The organism is Enterobacter genomosp. S, from assembly GCF_001631805.1.
Classification (GTDB): Bacteria; Pseudomonadota; Gammaproteobacteria; order Enterobacterales; family Enterobacteriaceae; genus Enterobacter; species Enterobacter quasihormaechei.
The window spans coordinates 480,746-496,475 of record NZ_LVVA01000018.1 but is presented as its reverse complement, the minus strand read 5'-3'; the positions used below and the strand labels follow the sequence as shown (position 1 = coordinate 496,475).

Here is a 15,730-nt window from a genome sequence, read left to right as displayed (position 1 = left end):
ATAAGGAAAAGATAGAATGGCTAAGGGGCAATCTTTACAAGATCCGTTCCTGAACGCATTGCGTCGGGAACGTGTTCCAGTTTCTATTTATTTGGTGAATGGTATTAAGCTGCAAGGTCAGATTGAGTCTTTCGATCAGTTCGTGATCCTGTTAAAAAACACGGTCAGCCAGATGGTCTACAAGCACGCGATTTCTACTGTTGTTCCGTCCCGTCCGGTATCTCATCACAGCAATAACGCTGGCGGCGGCACTGGCAGTAACTACCATCATGGCAGCAACGCGCAGGGTTCATCTGCTCCTGCGCAGGACAGCGAAGAAACCGAATAAGGTTTTGGGCTGTTTTCCACACGGGGAGCCAGGGATCCTGCGTTCCCCGCTGATCTTTTTAGAGAGGTTTACGCTTGTTTGACCGTTATGACGCCGGTGAGCAGGCGGTGCTGGTACACATCTATTTTTCGCAAGACAAAGATATGGAAGACCTCCAGGAGTTTGAATCTCTGGTCTCTTCCGCCGGTGTCGAAGCAATGCAGGTGATTACCGGTAGCCGTAAAGCGCCGCACCCGAAGTATTTTGTTGGTGAAGGTAAAGCAGTAGAAATTGCGGATGCCGTAAAAGCAACCGGCGCATCTGTTGTGCTGTTTGATCATGCGCTGTCTCCGGCTCAGGAACGTAACCTGGAAGCTCTCTGCGAATGCCGTGTTATCGATCGCACGGGGTTGATCTTAGATATTTTTGCTCAGCGTGCGCGTACCCACGAGGGTAAGTTGCAGGTTGAACTGGCGCAGTTGCGCCATCTGGCGACGCGTCTGGTGCGTGGCTGGACACACCTTGAAAGACAAAAAGGCGGGATTGGTTTGCGCGGCCCGGGTGAAACCCAGCTCGAAACCGACCGCCGTTTACTGCGTGGGCGTATTACCCAGATCCTTTCACGTCTGGAACGTGTAGAGAAACAGCGCGAGCAGGGGCGTCGGGCGCGAACCAAAGCCGACATTCCAACGGTGTCGCTGGTGGGCTATACCAACGCCGGTAAATCCACCCTGTTTAACCAGATAACCGAGGCCCAGGTGTATGCCGCAGACCAGCTGTTTGCGACCCTGGACCCAACGCTGCGCCGTATTGACGTTGCAGACGTCGGTGAAACGGTGCTGGCGGATACCGTCGGGTTTATCCGCCATCTGCCGCACGATCTGGTTGCGGCGTTTAAAGCGACGTTGCAGGAGACGCGTCAGGCGACCCTGCTGCTGCACGTGATTGATGCGGCTGACGTACGCGTGCAGGAGAACATCGACGCGGTGAACGTGGTGCTTGAAGAGATCGACGCCCACGAAATTCCCACCCTGTTGGTGATGAACAAAATCGATATGCTGGACGATTTCGAGCCGCGTATTGACCGAGATGAAGAGAACAAACCGATTCGGGTCTGGCTGTCTGCTCAGGCCGGGATTGGTGTGCCACTGCTTTTCCAGGCTTTGACAGAACGTCTTTCCGGTGAGGTAGCTCAGCACACGCTGCGACTGCCGCCACAGGAAGGCAGGCTGCGCAGCCGGTTTTATCAGCTTCAGGCGATAGAAAAAGAGTGGATGGAGGATGACGGCAGCGTGGGGATGCAGGTGCGTATGCCGATCGTTGACTGGCGTCGCCTCTGTAAACAAGAACCTGCGCTGGCGGACTATATCGTCTGATCAGAAAGGGGAAGCCTGAAAAATTCGCCCTTGCATAACAAATATGGAGCATATACATGGCGTGGAATCAGCCCGGTAATAACGGACAAGACCGCGACCCGTGGGGAAGCAGCAATAATCAAGGCGGCAACTCTGGGGGAAATGGCAACAAAGGTGGTCGCGAGCAGGGGCCGCCGGATCTGGATGATATCTTCCGCAAACTGAGCAAAAAGCTTGGTGGCCTTGGTGGAGGAAAAGGTTCTGGCTCGGGTGGCAATTCCACTCAGAGTCCGCGCCCGCCGATGGGTGGCCGTGTGGTGGGCATTGTCGCCGCTGCGGTGGTAATCATCTGGGCAGCCAGCGGGTTCTACACCATTAAAGAAGCAGAACGCGGCGTGGTAACCCGTTTCGGTAAGTTCAGCCATCTGGTTGAGCCGGGCCTGAACTGGAAGCCGACCTTCATTGATGACGTGACCGCGGTTAACGTGGAGTCCGTCCGTGAACTGGCCGCCTCCGGCGTGATGCTGACGTCTGACGAGAACGTGGTGCGCGTTGAAATGAACGTGCAGTACCGCGTGACCGATCCAGAACGCTATCTGTTTAGCGTGACCAGCGCGGATGACAGCCTGCGTCAGGCGACTGACAGCGCCCTGCGTGGCGTTATCGGTAAATACACCATGGACCGTATTCTGACCGAAGGTCGTACCGTTATTCGTAGCGATACCCAGCGCGAGCTGGAAGAGACCATCCGTCCATACAACATGGGTATTACTCTGCTGGACGTCAACTTCCAGGCTGCACGTCCGCCGGAAGAGGTGAAGGCCGCGTTTGACGATGCGATTGCCGCACGTGAAAACGAACAGCAGTACATTCGTGAAGCGGAAGCGTACACCAACGAAGTTCAGCCGCGTGCTAATGGTCAGGCGCAGCGTATTCTGGAAGAAGCGCGCGCGTATAAGACCCAGACCATCCTGGAAGCACAGGGTGAAGTGGCTCGCTTCGCGCGCATTCTGCCGGAATATAAAGCGGCTCCGGAAATTACCCGTGAGCGTCTCTATATCGAGACCATGGAAAAAGTGCTGAGCCACACCCGCAAAGTGCTGGTTAACGACAGCAAGGGCGGAAACCTGATGGTTCTGCCGCTGGATCAGATGCTGAAAGGCGGTTCTGCACCGGCAGCGAAAGACAACAGCGGTGCGAACAACCTGCTGCGTCTGCCGCCAGCCTCGTCTGGCAGCACCAGCGCGAACACAACGCCTTCTTCGAACGATGGTGACATTATGGACCAACGCCGCGCTAACGCGCAGCGTAACGACTACCAGCGTCAGGGGGAATAAGGATGCGTAAGTCAGTTATTGCGATCATCATCATCGCACTGGTCGTGCTCTACACCTCAATCTTTGTGGTGAAAGAGGGCGAGCGTGGGATCAAGTTCCAGTTCAGCAGCGTCGTGCGTGACGGTGACAAGCGTCCGGTGATTTATGAGCCGGGTCTGCACTTCAAGATCCCGTTCATTCAGTCAGTGAAAACGCTCGATGCGCGTATCCAGACCATGGATAACCAGGCCGACCGTTTCGTGACCAAAGAGAAAAAAGACCTGATCGTTGATTCCTACATCAAATGGCGCATCAGCGATTTCAGCCGCTACTTCCTGGCAACGGGCGGTGGTGACGTTTCTCAGGCAGAAGTGCTGCTGAAGCGTAAGTTCTCTGACCGTCTGCGTTCTGAGATTGGTCGTCTGGATGTGAAAGACATCGTGACCGACTCTCGCGGTCGTCTGACGCTGGAAGTGCGTGATGCGCTGAACTCCGGTTCTGCGGGCACTGAAGATGAAGTCGAAACCCCGGCGGCGGATGATGCGATTGCCAAAGCGGCTGAACGCGTTCAGGCTGAAACCAACGGTAAAGTGCCGGTGATCAACCCGAACAGTATGGCGGCACTGGGTATCGAAGTGGTTGATGTGCGTATCAAGCAGATCAACCTGCCAGCGGAAGTGTCCGAGGCGATCTACAACCGTATGCGCGCCGAGCGTGAAGCGGTAGCCCGTCGTCACCGTTCACAGGGTCAGGAAGAAGCGGAAAAACTGCGCGCGGCAGCGGACTATGAAGTCACCAAGACGCTGGCGGAATCTGAGCGTCAGGGTCGTATCCTGCGCGGTGAAGGTGATGCCGAAGCGGCGAAGCTGTTTGCCGATGCCTTCAGCCAGGATCCAGACTTCTACGCCTTTATCCGTAGCCTGCGTGCTTACGAGAATAGCTTCAAGAGCAACCAGGATGTGATGGTGCTCAGTCCGGACAGCGATTTCTTCCGTTATATGAAGACGCCGGCCAACGCAACGCGATAAACTCAGGCTCGTTTGAGTTTTCAAACCACCGCTCTTCACGGAGCGGTGGTTTTCTTTTATGAGGATGAAAAATGAATTCTACGATCTGGCTCGCGCTGGCTCTGGTTTTGGTGCTGGAAGGCCTCGGCCCGATGCTCTATCCGCGCGCCTGGCGTCGGATGATCGCAACCATGAGCCAGCTGCCGGACACTATTTTGCGTCGTTTCGGCGGCGGTCTTGTGGTTGCCGGTATCGTTATCTACTACATGTTGAGGAAAACGATTGGCTGATCAAAAACTAACCGCAATTGGCATATTTTAGGGTCAAAAAGTGCTGTATATCTGAAAAAGCGATGGTAGAATCCATTTTTAAGCAAACGGTGATTTTGAAAAAAATGGGTAACAACGTCGTCGTACTGGGCACCCAATGGGGTGACGAAGGTAAAGGGAAGATTGTCGATCTTCTGACTGAACGGGCTAAATATGTTGTACGCTACCAGGGCGGTCACAACGCAGGCCATACTCTCGTAATCAACGGTGAAAAAACCGTCCTCCATCTTATTCCATCAGGCATTCTTCGCGAAAACGTCACCAGCATCATCGGTAACGGCGTTGTGCTGTCTCCCGCTGCGCTGATGAAAGAGATGAAAGGTCTGGAAGACCGTGGTATCCCTGTTCGTGAGCGTCTGCTGCTCTCCGAAGCCTGCCCGCTGATCCTGGACTATCACGTGGCGCTGGACGTGGCGCGTGAAAAAGCGCGCGGCGCGAAAGCGATTGGCACCACCGGTCGTGGTATCGGCCCGGCTTACGAAGACAAAGTTGCACGTCGCGGTCTGCGCGTGGGCGACCTCTTCGACAAAGCGACCTTCGCTGAAAAACTGAAAGAAGTGATGGAATATCACAACTTCCAGCTGGTGAACTTCTACAAAGCTGACGCTGTTGACTACCAGAAAGTGCTGGATGACGTCATGGCGATCGCAGACATTCTGACCGGTATGGTTGTTGATGTGTCCGATCTGCTGGACCAGGCGCGCAAGCGTGGCGATTTCGTCATGTTTGAAGGTGCGCAGGGTACACTGCTGGACATCGACCACGGTACCTATCCGTACGTAACGTCCTCAAACACCACCGCGGGTGGCGTGGCAACCGGCTCCGGCCTGGGCCCACGTTATGTGGATTATGTACTGGGCATCATCAAAGCGTACTCCACTCGCGTAGGTGCGGGTCCATTCCCGACCGAGCTGTTTGATGAAACCGGCGAGTTCCTGTGCAAGCAGGGTAACGAGTTTGGCGCGACCACCGGTCGTCGTCGTCGTACCGGCTGGCTGGACGCCGTTGCCGTGCGTCGTGCAGTGCAGATCAACTCCCTGTCAGGCTTCTGCCTGACCAAGCTGGACGTACTGGACGGCCTGAAAGAAGTGAAAATCTGTGTAGGCTACCGTATGCCAGATGGCCGCGAAGTGACCACCACGCCGCTGGCTGCTGACGACTGGGAAGGCATTGAGCCAATCTACGAAACCATGCCGGGCTGGTCTGAGACCACCTTCGGTGTGAAAGAGCGTAGCGGCCTGCCAAAAGCCGCGCTGGACTACATCAAGCGTATTGAAGAACTGACCGAAGTGCCGATCGATATTATTTCTACCGGCCCGGATCGTACTGAAACGATGATCCTGCGCGACCCGTTCGACGCATAATCTTCGTGACTGCTGGCCTGCGGGGAGACCCGTAGGCCGGATAAGCGCAGCGCCATCCGGCGACCGCTCCTGGATCTCCGCTTTTTCGCCCCGTCTGTCAAATAAATTAGCCGCTAACTATCTGGCTGGTTTATCATCATTAATGAATATCTCTGCGGTTTGACCGCGTTTTCCCTTTTTCCTGAGGTTGATGTGCAGTTAACAAGTTTCACCGATTACGGCTTACGCGCGCTGATTTATATGGCGTCGTTACCCGATGGGAAGATGACCAGTATCTCTGAAGTCACAGAGGTATACGGTGTGTCCCGTAATCATATGGTCAAAATAATCAATCAACTTAGTCGTGCCGGATACGTTGCTGCCGTCCGCGGGAAGAATGGAGGGATCCGTCTCGGTAAACCGGCACAGAGTATTCGTATCGGGGATGTGGTACGCGAGCTGGAGCCCTTGTCTCTGGTGAACTGTAGCAGCGCGTTCTGCCACATTACGCCCGCTTGCCGCCTGAAACAGGCGCTTTCAAAGGCCGTGCAAAGTTTTCTCATGGAACTGGATAACTACACGCTGGCCGATTTGGTTGAAGAGAATCAACCGCTTTATAAATTATTGCTGGTGGAATGAAGAAAATTTCCACCGGAGCTGACAACGGAGGAACCGACATGTCACAAGATCCTTTCCAGGAACGCGAAGCCGAAAAATACGCGAATCCTATCCCCAGCCGCGAGTTCATCATTGAACACTTAACAAAACGCGAAAAACCCGCCAATCGTGAAGAACTTGCCGTTGAATTAAACATTGAAGGTGAAGAGCAAATTGAAGCCCTTCGCCGCCGTCTGCGCGCGATGGAGCGCGACGGCCAGCTGGTCTTTACCCGCCGCCAGTGCTACGCGCTGCCGGAACGCCTCGACCTGCTGAAAGGCACCGTTATTGGTCACCGCGACGGCTTTGGCTTCCTGCGCGTGGAAGGCCGTAAAGACGATCTGTACCTCTCATCTGAACAGATGAAGATGTGTATCCACGGCGACCAGATCCTGGCGCAGCCGCTGGGTGCTGACCGTAAAGGCCGCCGCGAAGCGCGCGTGGTGCGCGTGCTGGTGCCAAAAACCAGCCAGATTGTGGGCCGCTATTTTACCGATGCGGGCGTCGGCTTTGTGGTGCCGGACGACAGCCGTCTGAGCTTCGATATTCTGATCCCACCTGAAGAGGTGATGGGCGCGCGCATGGGCTTTGTGGTGGTGGTGGAACTCACCCAGCGCCCAACCCGTCGCACCAAAGCGGTGGGTAAAATCGTCGAAGTGCTGGGCGATAACATGGGCACCGGCATGGCCGTCGATATGGCGCTGCGTACCCATGAAATTCCGTACGTCTGGCCGAAAGCGGTTGAAGATCAGATTGAAAACCTGCGTGAAGAAGTGCCGGAAGAGTCCAAAGCTGGCCGCGTCGATCTGCGCTCCCTGCCGCTGGTCACCATTGATGGTGAAGACGCCCGCGACTTCGATGATGCCGTGTACTGCGAGAAAAAACGCGGTGGTGGCTGGCGTCTGTGGGTAGCTATCGCTGACGTAAGCTATTACGTGCGTCCACACACGCCGCTGGATAACGAAGCACGCAGCCGCGGTACGTCGGTCTACTTCCCGTCGCAGGTGGTACCGATGCTGCCAGAAGTGCTCTCTAACGGCCTCTGTTCCCTCAACCCGCAGGTGGACCGCCTGTGTATGGTCTGCGAAATGACTATCTCCAGCAAAGGTCGACTGACGGGCTACAAGTTCTACGAAGCGGTAATGAGTTCCCATGCGCGCCTGACCTACACCAAGGTCTGGCATATGTTGCAGGGCGATCAGGATCTGCGCGAACAGTACGCGCCGCTGGTTAAACACATTGAAGAATTGCACAACCTCTACAAAACGCTGGATCAGGCGCGCGAAGAGCGCGGTGGGATCTCGTTTGAGAGTGAAGAGGCCAAGTTCATCTTTAACGCCGAGCGTCGCATCGAGCGTATCGAGCAGACCCAGCGCAACGATGCCCACAAGCTGATTGAAGAGTGTATGATCCTGGCGAACATCTCGGCGGCCCGTTTCGTTGAGAAAGCCAAAGAGCCTGCGCTGTTCCGTATCCACGACAATCCAACCACGGAAGCCGTGACCTCATTCCGCTCCGTGCTGGCTGAGCTCGGCCTGGAGCTGCCTGGCGGTAATAAGCCTGAGCCACGCGATTACGCCGAGCTGCTGGAATCCATCAGCGATCGTCCTGACGCGGAAATGCTGCAAACCATGCTGCTGCGCTCCATGAAGCAGGCGATTTACGATCCGGAAAATCGGGGCCACTTTGGTCTGGCGTTGCAGTCTTACGCGCACTTTACCTCGCCGATCCGCCGTTATCCGGATCTGTCACTGCACCGTGCGATCAAGTTTCTGCTGGCGCATGAGCAGGGCCATAAAGGCAACACGACTGAAACCGGTGGGTATCACTACTCCATGGAAGAGATGCTGCAACTGGGTCAGCACTGTTCCATGACCGAGCGCCGTGCGGATGAAGCGACACGCGACGTGGCGGACTGGCTGAAGTGTGACTTTATGCTGGATCAGGTTGGTAACGTCTTTAAAGGCGTGATTGCCAGCGTCACCGGCTTTGGTTTCTTCGTGCGTCTGGATGAGCTGTTTATCGACGGTCTGGTGCACGTTTCCAGCCTCGATAATGATTACTACCGCTTCGATCAGGTCGGTCAACGTCTGATCGGCGAATCCGGCGGCCAGACCTACCGTCTGGGCGATCGGGTGGAAGTGAAGGTTGAAGCCGTAAATATGGACGACCGTAAGATCGACTTCAGCCTCATCTCCAGCGAGCGTGCTCCGCGTAACGTCGGCAAAACCGAGCGTGAGAAAGCGAAAAAAGGCGGCAACGGTAAAGCGGGCGGCAAGCGACGTCAGGCAGGTAAAAGAGTAAACTTTGAGCCAGACAGCGCCTTCCGTGGCGAAAAGAAGCAGAAGCCCAAGGCGGCAAAAAAAGACGCCCGAAAAGCGAAAAAGCCGTCGACTAAAACCCAGAAAATAGCGGCCGCGACCAAAGCGAAGCGCGCGGCGAAGAAACAGCAGGCGGAGTAATTTCCCCTCACCCTGACCCTCTCCCCAACGGGAGAGGGGAAATATTTATTACGAGAACCATCAATGAGTGAAATGATTTACGGCATCCACGCGGTGCAGGCCCTGCTGGAGCGCGCACCGGAGCGTTTTCAGGAAGTCTTTATTCTGAAAGGGCGCGAGGACAAACGTCTGATGCCGCTGATCCACGCGCTGGAAGCGCAGGGCGTCGTGATCCAGCTGGCGAACCGCCAGTATCTGGATGAGAAAAGCGAAGGTGCGGTGCACCAGGGCATCATCGCGCGCGTGAAGCCGGGCCGTCAGTATCAGGAAAACGATCTGCCGGATCTGATCGCTGAGCTGGATAACCCGTTCTTCCTGATCCTTGATGGCGTAACCGACCCGCACAACCTGGGCGCGTGCCTGCGTAGCGCCGATGCAGCAGGCGTGCATGCGGTGATTGTGCCAAGAGACCGTTCCGCGCAGCTTAACGCTACCGCTAAAAAAGTGGCCTGCGGCGCGGCGGAAAACGTTCCGCTGATCCGCGTGACTAACCTGGCGCGCACCATGCGTCTGTTGCAGGAAGAGAATATCTGGATCGTCGGCACGGCCGGTGAAGCGGATCACACCCTGTATCAGAGCAAAATGACCGGCCGCATGGCCCTGGTGATGGGTGCTGAAGGTGAAGGCATGCGTCGCCTGACCCGCGAGCACTGCGACGAGCTGATCAGCATTCCGATGGCGGGCAGCGTGTCATCCCTGAACGTTTCCGTTGCAACGGGCATCTGCCTGTTTGAAGCGGTGCGCCAGCGCGGAGAATAAACAGCAAGGCCGTCCAAAGGACGGCCTTTAGTGTTTTCTCCCTCTCCCCGTGGGAGAGGGCCGGGGTGAGGGCACCAGACGGTGACAACCTCACTCCTCTAACGACCGCAAATGGTCATCCTTTCTCAGCGTCATCAGCGCGAAAATACTCACCACCGCCGTTGCCATCACGTAGTAGGCCGGAATGTCCAGGTTGCCCGTCTGCTTAATCAGCCCGGTAATGATTAACCCCGCACAGCCCGAAAAAATCGCGTTTGATAACGAATAGGCCAGCCCCAGCCCGGTATAACGCACGCGCGTGGGGAACATCTCAGACAGCATTGCCGGCCCCGGTCCTGCCAGCATCCCCACCAGACCGCCCGCAATCAGCACCACCATCGCTTTGACCGCCAGCGTACTGGATTCTGCCTGCAAAATTTTCAGCAGCGGCAGGGCGAGGATCAGCAGGAGCACGGTGGCGATAATCATCACCGTTCGCCGCCCGATCCTGTCGCTCAGCATGCCCGACGGAATGATAGTGAGCGCAAACCCAATGTTAGAAATCACCGCAATTAACAGCGCCTGGTTAAAACCGGTGTGCAGCGCAGATTGCAGATAGGTCGGCATAATCACCAGATAGGTATACCCCGCCGCGGACCAGACCATCACCCGGCCAATGCCCATCAGGATGGTTTTGAACGTGGCGGCGGTGCTGGCCTGAGTCATAACCGGTTTTTCCCGTTGCTGCACAAAGCTCGGCGTCTCTTCCATGCTCACCCGCAGCCATAGCGCGACCGCACCCATCGGCAACGCCAGGAAGAACGGAATGCGCCAGCCCCAGTCGTGCAGAGCGTCAGGGGAGAGAAGAGCAGAGAGCAACGCCACAATGCCTGCGCCCGCTAACAGCCCGAGCGCCACGGTGAAGGACTGCCATGCCCCGTAAAGGCCACGCTTGCCGCGCGGGGCGAACTCTGTCATCAACGAAACCGCACCGCCGTACTCTCCGCCCGCGAACAGTCCCTGGAGAATACGCAGGAGCGTAACGATCAGCGGCGCGGCAATGCCGATGCTGGCGTAGACCGGCACAATGCCAATAGCGGCGGTGGCGAGCGTCATCAGTATCAGCACAATAATCAGCGTCGGCTTGCGGCCAATCCTGTCGCCAATGCGGCCAAAGACCACCGCACCCAGCGGGCGGAAGAAGAAGGCAATGGCGAACGAGGCCCAGGTGAGGATCAGGCTGGTTAGCTCCGCTTCCCCTTCAAGCTGGAAGAAGTTTCTGGCAATGACGGTTGCCAGAAAACCGTAAACCGCAAATTCATACCACTCAATGAAGTTGCCGATGGAGCCTGCAATTAATGCACGCTTGTGCGCATCCTGTTGCATAACGATCCTCACAAAAACGGGGTAAGAATAAATTATTCAGCATTAGCGAAGTAATGAAATAGTTTATTCTTATGTTCTGTGAGCTATTTCACGGATGATATCAACACGATCGCCGTCGTGTGACCCCTCTCCCATGCAGCGTGTTTGCCCTCTGTCCATACTTACCTTTATTGCCAATGAAAGGAGGGAGACAGCATGCACTGGCAGACGCATACCGTTTTTAATCAACCTGCACCGCTATCGAACAGCAACCTTTTCCTCTCTGATTGCGCCCTGCGCGATGCGGTAGCGCGTGAAGGGGCGGAGTGGGATCTGGATCTTCTTGCCAGCATCGGACAGCAGTTGGGCACGGCGGAGTCGCTGGAGCTGGGCAGGCTGGCGAACGTTAACCCGCCGGAACTGCTGCGTTATGACGCCACGGGAGCGCGGCTGGATGACGTCCGCTTTCATCCGGCATGGCATCTTCTGATGCAGGGGCTTTGCGCCAACCGGGTACACAACCTGGCGTGGGAAGAGGCGGCGCGAAAAGGAGCGTTCGTCGCCCGGGCCGCGCGTTTCGTGCTGCATGCTCAGGTGGAGGCGGGAACGCTATGCCCGGTAACCATGACCTTTGCCGCCACGCCGCTGCTGCAACAGTTGCTGCCCAAACCCTTTCAGAACTGGTTAACCCCGCTGATGAGCGATCGTTACGATCCCCATCTCGCGCCGGGCGCGCAAAAGCGCGGCCTGCTGATCGGCATGGGAATGACGGAAAAGCAGGGCGGTTCGGACGTGCTCAGCAACACCACCAGAGCAGAAAAATGCAGCGATGGCAGTTACCGGCTGGTGGGGCACAAATGGTTTTTCTCCGTACCGCAGAGCGATGCGCATCTGGTTCTGGCACAGGCGAAAGGCGGGTTGTCCTGCTTTTTTGTCCCGCGTTTCCTGCCCGACGGGCAGCGCAACGCGGTGCGTCTGGAGCGTCTGAAGGACAAGCTCGGCAACCGCTCGAATGCCAGCAGTGAGGCTGAGTTCCTTGATGCTTCCGGCTGGCTGCTGGGCGAAGAGGGAGAAGGTGTCCGGCAAATTCTGAAGATGGGCGGGCTGACGCGCGTCGACTGCGCGCTTGGCAGTCACGGACTGATGCGTCGTGCGCTCTCGGTGGCGCTTTATCATGCCCATCAGCGGCAGACCTTCGGCAAAAATCTGATCGACCAGCCGTTAATGCGCGAGGTGCTAAGCCGGATGGCGCTGGTACTGGAAGGGCAGACGGCGCTGCTGTTCCGACTCGCCCGGGCGTGGGACAACCGTACCGATCCGCAGGAAGCCGCATGGGCGCGGCTTTTCACGCCGGCGGCAAAATACAGCGTCTGCAAAGCGGGCATACCGTTTGTGGCAGAGGCAATGGAGGTGCTGGGTGGCGCAGGCTATTGCGAAGAGAGTGAGCTTCCGCGGTTGTACCGTGAAATGCCCGTTAATAGCATCTGGGAAGGCTCTGGCAATATTATGTGCCTGGATGTCCTGCGCGTGCTGGCGAAGCAGCCAGGCATTCTCGACCTGCTCGCCGATGATTTTGCGCAGGTAAAAGGCCAGGACAGGCACTTCGATCGCAGCTGGCGGCAGCTACAGCAGAAGCTGCGTAAGCCACAGGAAGCGCAGGGCAGGGAGATCGCGCAGCAGCTCTTTTTACTGGGCGCCGGAAGCCAGATGCTGCGGCACGCATCGCCGCCCGTGGCGCAGGCGTGGTGCCGCATGATGCTGGATGCCCGGGGCGGCGCGCTAATGAGCGAGCAGGTGCAAAACGACCTGCTGCTGCGCGCCACGGGCCGGGTCGGTTAAGCCTTTAGCTGGAACAGGCTCACCAGCCGGGTGAGGTGCGAACCTTTCTCGCGCAGCGTCTGTGCCGTCTGCTCGCTGCGTGAGATACGATCGGCATTAATATGCGATGCCTCACCGATGTGCGTCATCGCCAGATTCACCTGGCGAATCCCCGCAGACTGCTCGCGAGACGCGTGATTGATTTCGGTGACAAGCTGGCTGATGTTATCGATATGAACAATGATGGAGTCCATCGCCAGGCGCGTTTTTTCAGACAGCGCGTGGCCTTCGCTTACCTTGTTCAGCGTGTCGCCAATCAGCTGTTCAATCTCTTTAACCGCGTTGGCGCTGCGTGCCGCCAGGGCGCGCACTTCCTGCGCCACCACGGCGAAACCTTTGCCGTGTTCGCCCGCCCGCGCCGCTTCTACCGCCGCATTGAGCGCCAGAATATTGGTCTGGAAAGCGATGGACTCAATCACGCGGGTGATATCTTCAATGCGTTTTGATGCGTCGCGAATATCATCCATGGTGGAGACCGCGTGGGTCACTGTCTCTCCACCCTGATGCACCGCGCGCGAGGTTTCACCCACCAGCTGCTGCGTTTGTTCCATGTTAGCGGCGTTTTGCTGCACGGTCGCGGCTAACTGTTCCATGCTGGCGGAGGTCTCCTCAACGCTGCTGGCCTGCTTGTTGATCTGCTCGGAGATCTCGCCGGTGTCTGAAGCCAGCGCATTAGTCCCCAGATGGATCTCGCCTGCGGCCTCGCGGACCTGCATTACAATTTTTTGCAGACCGCCGCCGATGCCGTTAATGGCGTCAACCAGCTGACCGACTTCATCCTGTCGCGTGACCGGCAGGCTGGCACGCAGATCGCCTGCGGCATACTGCCGGGCAAGCTCAATTACCGCGCGCAGTGGGCGGGTCAGCATCCGGCGAATGAGGATAACGAACAGGCCCGCGAAGAGCGCGGATAACACCATGCCCGCCATCAGGAAGCGATCGCGCAGGGTGGTGACGCTTGAAAGCAGTACGGCTTTGTCCACTTCACCCACGATGGTCCAGTTCCAGCCCGCCAGCGGCGTGTAGGCGACTTTGAGCGTACGGCCATCCGCGCTCACGCGTTCCAGCGTGCCGGGTTTGTCGCTCAGAAGCTGCTGCTGCGTCGCGGCGTCCCAGGCGGGCAGTTTGCCCTCTTCGCTGGCGTGGAACAGGTACTGTCCGCGCGTTTTACCGCTGCTACGGTCCAGCACGTAGAAATGACCGCTCTCGCCCAGACGACGGTTCAGGATTTTCTCGCGCATGACGTTCCACGAATGGGTGATGTCCACGCCGACAAAGATAATCCCGATAACCTGGCCTTCCGCATTCTTAACAGGCTGGTATTGCGTGATGTAGCGCTTGCCGAACAGCAGAGCGAGACCACGATAGACTTCACCTTTCGTGACGGCGGCAAATGCCGGGCTGGTGGTATCCAGAACGGTTCCGATCGCGCGGTCACCGTTCTCTTTTCGCAGCGATGTCGCCACGCGAATAAAATCGTTACCGCTGCGGACAAACAGCGTCGAGATAGCCCCCGTTCGGCTCAGGAAGTCATCAGAAAGCGTATTGTTTTCATGCAACTCCGTTTCACCGCCCTTCAGCAGAGGAACGGTAAGGCCGTTAATGGTCCGGCTCTGGCTGCTGTCGCTGTTCAGTGGCTGTGGCAAAAAGGTGGTGAACAGACGGGTATAGCTTTCAACTTCTTCGCTCAGGCTGGTGTTGAACATCTCTACCATATCCACCATGCCGGTAGACTGGTTATGCAGGTCTTCAACCGCAAGATCTTCAAGCTGCTGGCTGGCGTTGTGGCTCAACAGGAAGGTGAACAGCAAAAAAAGCGTGGCGACACTTGCACCTGTAAGCAGCGATAGCTTCGTGCCCAGACCTGCCCGACGGAAAAAAGTGATCATAAATTGCTCATCATTGAAAAGGTATGGCTGTTCAACGGCAGAGCGGAGAGAACGTTTATCTTTTTACTGTAACTGAATGTTACAAGATTGTTTTTATTGCATTTCTGGAGAGATAAAAAATTTGCAAAAGTGAAAAGCCACTAAAATTAAGTGGCTTTTATCGGAAGGGATTATGCATAAAGAATGGCCTGCACGCGCCAGAGATTAACATGGTGATCTTCCTGCATCTGGACGATGCGATACCAGGAGGCACCCTGTTCGTCGGCCTTCAGGGCAACGACACGTTCCACGTCTTGCGGACTCCCCGTTATATTGTTAACGGAGATCTGACCAATCTCGTTCAGGCCTGTGACGCAATCCGCGCTGGCAAATTCGGCTGACTGCGCGGTGGTGCTTAGCAGGCCTGCTGAAAGTAATAGCGTCGTTAAAGCAAGGGTTCGTTTCATCGTCAGCTCCTTTTCACGTGTCTCCGGTATCCGCCGGGCAATCCTTCGCGAATAAACGCATTTCCATTGTTGCTGGCATGCAGTTTATTGTGGACAGGAAAATGTCTACGGACGAAAAGCAGTGTAAAGGTCGTTCAAATGATGATGCCTACTTACGGTACAAAATTCCCTGCGCGTACCACTGTCCCGTAATAATGGTTTCATCAATCATAATGATGACGTAATAATCTGCTTTTGCGGCAACGGCCTGCGCTTCAATTGCGTCTTCTGCATCATCCGGTGAACCGCGAACCATCGCGGATACGGTTCCCAGGCGTTGTAATCCTTCCGTCTGATTACGACGAATTTCCTGGGGATGATCGGTAACCGGCGGTGCCGGTTCTGGCGTACCCTGCAATACGGAACATCCGCCGAGCAGTGTGACCAGCAATAAAGCGGTAAGCCTGCGCATAGCCCTGTCTCTTTTCCTGATAGCCATAGTGTAGTTGTCTGCGAATTTAGTTTTGGGGGAATGTTCCCGAAGTGTTATCTGGAACGTAGATTTCGAATGAAAATATCGTGAAACCGTAATCCAGCTCTCAACATTATGAATCATTCAT

The 15,730-nt window shown here is 56.3% G+C and carries 14 protein-coding genes; 10 read left to right on the top strand and 4 right to left on the bottom strand.

The annotated features are described in order from the left end of the window. Positions 1-16 precede the first annotated feature (16 nt). The 9 genes from hfq (at position 17) to rlmB (ending at position 9,574) form a co-directional block, all read left to right on the top strand. Positions 17-328, top strand: coding sequence for an RNA chaperone Hfq (hfq, locus tag A3466_RS13300; RefSeq protein ID WP_006810391.1), 312 nt, complete (start codon positions 17-19; stop codon positions 326-328). 74 nt (positions 329-402) lie between these two features. Next, on the top strand, positions 403-1,683 hold the full coding sequence (gene hflX, locus A3466_RS13295; RefSeq protein ID WP_003855991.1) for a ribosome rescue GTPase HflX: 1,281 nt from the start codon (positions 403-405) through the stop codon (positions 1,681-1,683). Between the two features lie 56 nt (positions 1,684-1,739). Beyond that, positions 1,740-2,999: an FtsH protease activity modulator HflK gene (gene hflK, locus A3466_RS13290; protein ID WP_063450931.1), complete on the top strand. Its 1,260-nt coding sequence runs from the start codon at positions 1,740-1,742 to the stop codon at positions 2,997-2,999. 2 nt (positions 3,000-3,001) lie between these two features. Further along, the gene (gene hflC / locus A3466_RS13285) at positions 3,002-4,006 is read left to right on the top strand and encodes a protease modulator HflC (RefSeq protein WP_063450930.1); all 1,005 of its coding nucleotides are present in this window, start codon (positions 3,002-3,004) and stop codon (positions 4,004-4,006) included. Positions 4,007-4,077: 71 nt separating this feature from the next. Continuing rightward, positions 4,078-4,275 carry a DUF2065 domain-containing protein gene (locus A3466_RS13280; RefSeq protein WP_063450929.1) on the top strand — a complete coding sequence of 66 codons (198 nt, stop codon included), beginning with the start codon at positions 4,078-4,080 and terminating at the stop codon, positions 4,273-4,275. Between the two features lie 104 nt (positions 4,276-4,379). Further along, positions 4,380-5,678, top strand: coding sequence for an adenylosuccinate synthase (locus tag A3466_RS13275; RefSeq protein ID WP_032628076.1), 1,299 nt, complete (start codon positions 4,380-4,382; stop codon positions 5,676-5,678). 192 nt (positions 5,679-5,870) lie between these two features. Next, positions 5,871-6,296: a nitric oxide-sensing transcriptional repressor NsrR gene (nsrR, locus tag A3466_RS13270; protein WP_063450982.1), complete on the top strand. Its 426-nt coding sequence runs from the start codon at positions 5,871-5,873 to the stop codon at positions 6,294-6,296. 38 nt (positions 6,297-6,334) lie between these two features. Continuing rightward, the gene (gene rnr, locus A3466_RS13265; RefSeq protein ID WP_063450928.1) at positions 6,335-8,776 is read left to right on the top strand and encodes a ribonuclease R; all 2,442 of its coding nucleotides are present in this window, start codon (positions 6,335-6,337) and stop codon (positions 8,774-8,776) included. 63 nt (positions 8,777-8,839) lie between these two features. Further along, on the top strand, positions 8,840-9,574 hold the full coding sequence (rlmB, locus tag A3466_RS13260) for a 23S rRNA (guanosine(2251)-2'-O)-methyltransferase RlmB (protein ID WP_063450927.1): 735 nt from the start codon (positions 8,840-8,842) through the stop codon (positions 9,572-9,574). 90 nt (positions 9,575-9,664) lie between these two features. Here the strand turns inward: rlmB and A3466_RS13255 are convergent, their stop codons facing one another. Then, positions 9,665-10,939: an MFS transporter gene (locus A3466_RS13255; RefSeq protein ID WP_063450926.1), complete on the bottom strand. Its 1,275-nt coding sequence runs from the start codon at positions 10,937-10,939 to the stop codon at positions 9,665-9,667. Positions 10,940-11,134: 195 nt separating this feature from the next. Between A3466_RS13255 and A3466_RS13250 the strand changes: the two genes are divergently transcribed. Then, positions 11,135-12,757, top strand: coding sequence for an isovaleryl-CoA dehydrogenase (locus A3466_RS13250; protein ID WP_063450925.1), 1,623 nt, complete (start codon positions 11,135-11,137; stop codon positions 12,755-12,757). Here the strand turns inward: A3466_RS13250 and A3466_RS13245 are convergent. The 3 genes from A3466_RS13245 to bsmA form a co-directional block, all read right to left on the bottom strand. Further along, positions 12,754-14,685, bottom strand: coding sequence for a methyl-accepting chemotaxis protein (locus tag A3466_RS13245; protein ID WP_063450924.1), 1,932 nt, complete (start codon positions 14,683-14,685; stop codon positions 12,754-12,756). The two genes, A3466_RS13250 and A3466_RS13245, sit on opposite strands and share 4 nt — an antisense overlap. 170 nt (positions 14,686-14,855) lie before the next feature. Further along, positions 14,856-15,131 carry a DUF1471 family protease activator YjfN gene (yjfN, locus tag A3466_RS13240; RefSeq protein WP_063450923.1) on the bottom strand — a complete coding sequence of 92 codons (276 nt, stop codon included), beginning with the start codon at positions 15,129-15,131 and terminating at the stop codon, positions 14,856-14,858. Positions 15,132-15,279: 148 nt separating this feature from the next. Then, positions 15,280-15,609: a biofilm peroxide resistance protein BsmA gene (gene bsmA / locus A3466_RS13235; RefSeq protein ID WP_063450922.1), complete on the bottom strand. Its 330-nt coding sequence runs from the start codon at positions 15,607-15,609 to the stop codon at positions 15,280-15,282. Between the last annotated feature and the right edge of the window lie 121 nt (positions 15,610-15,730).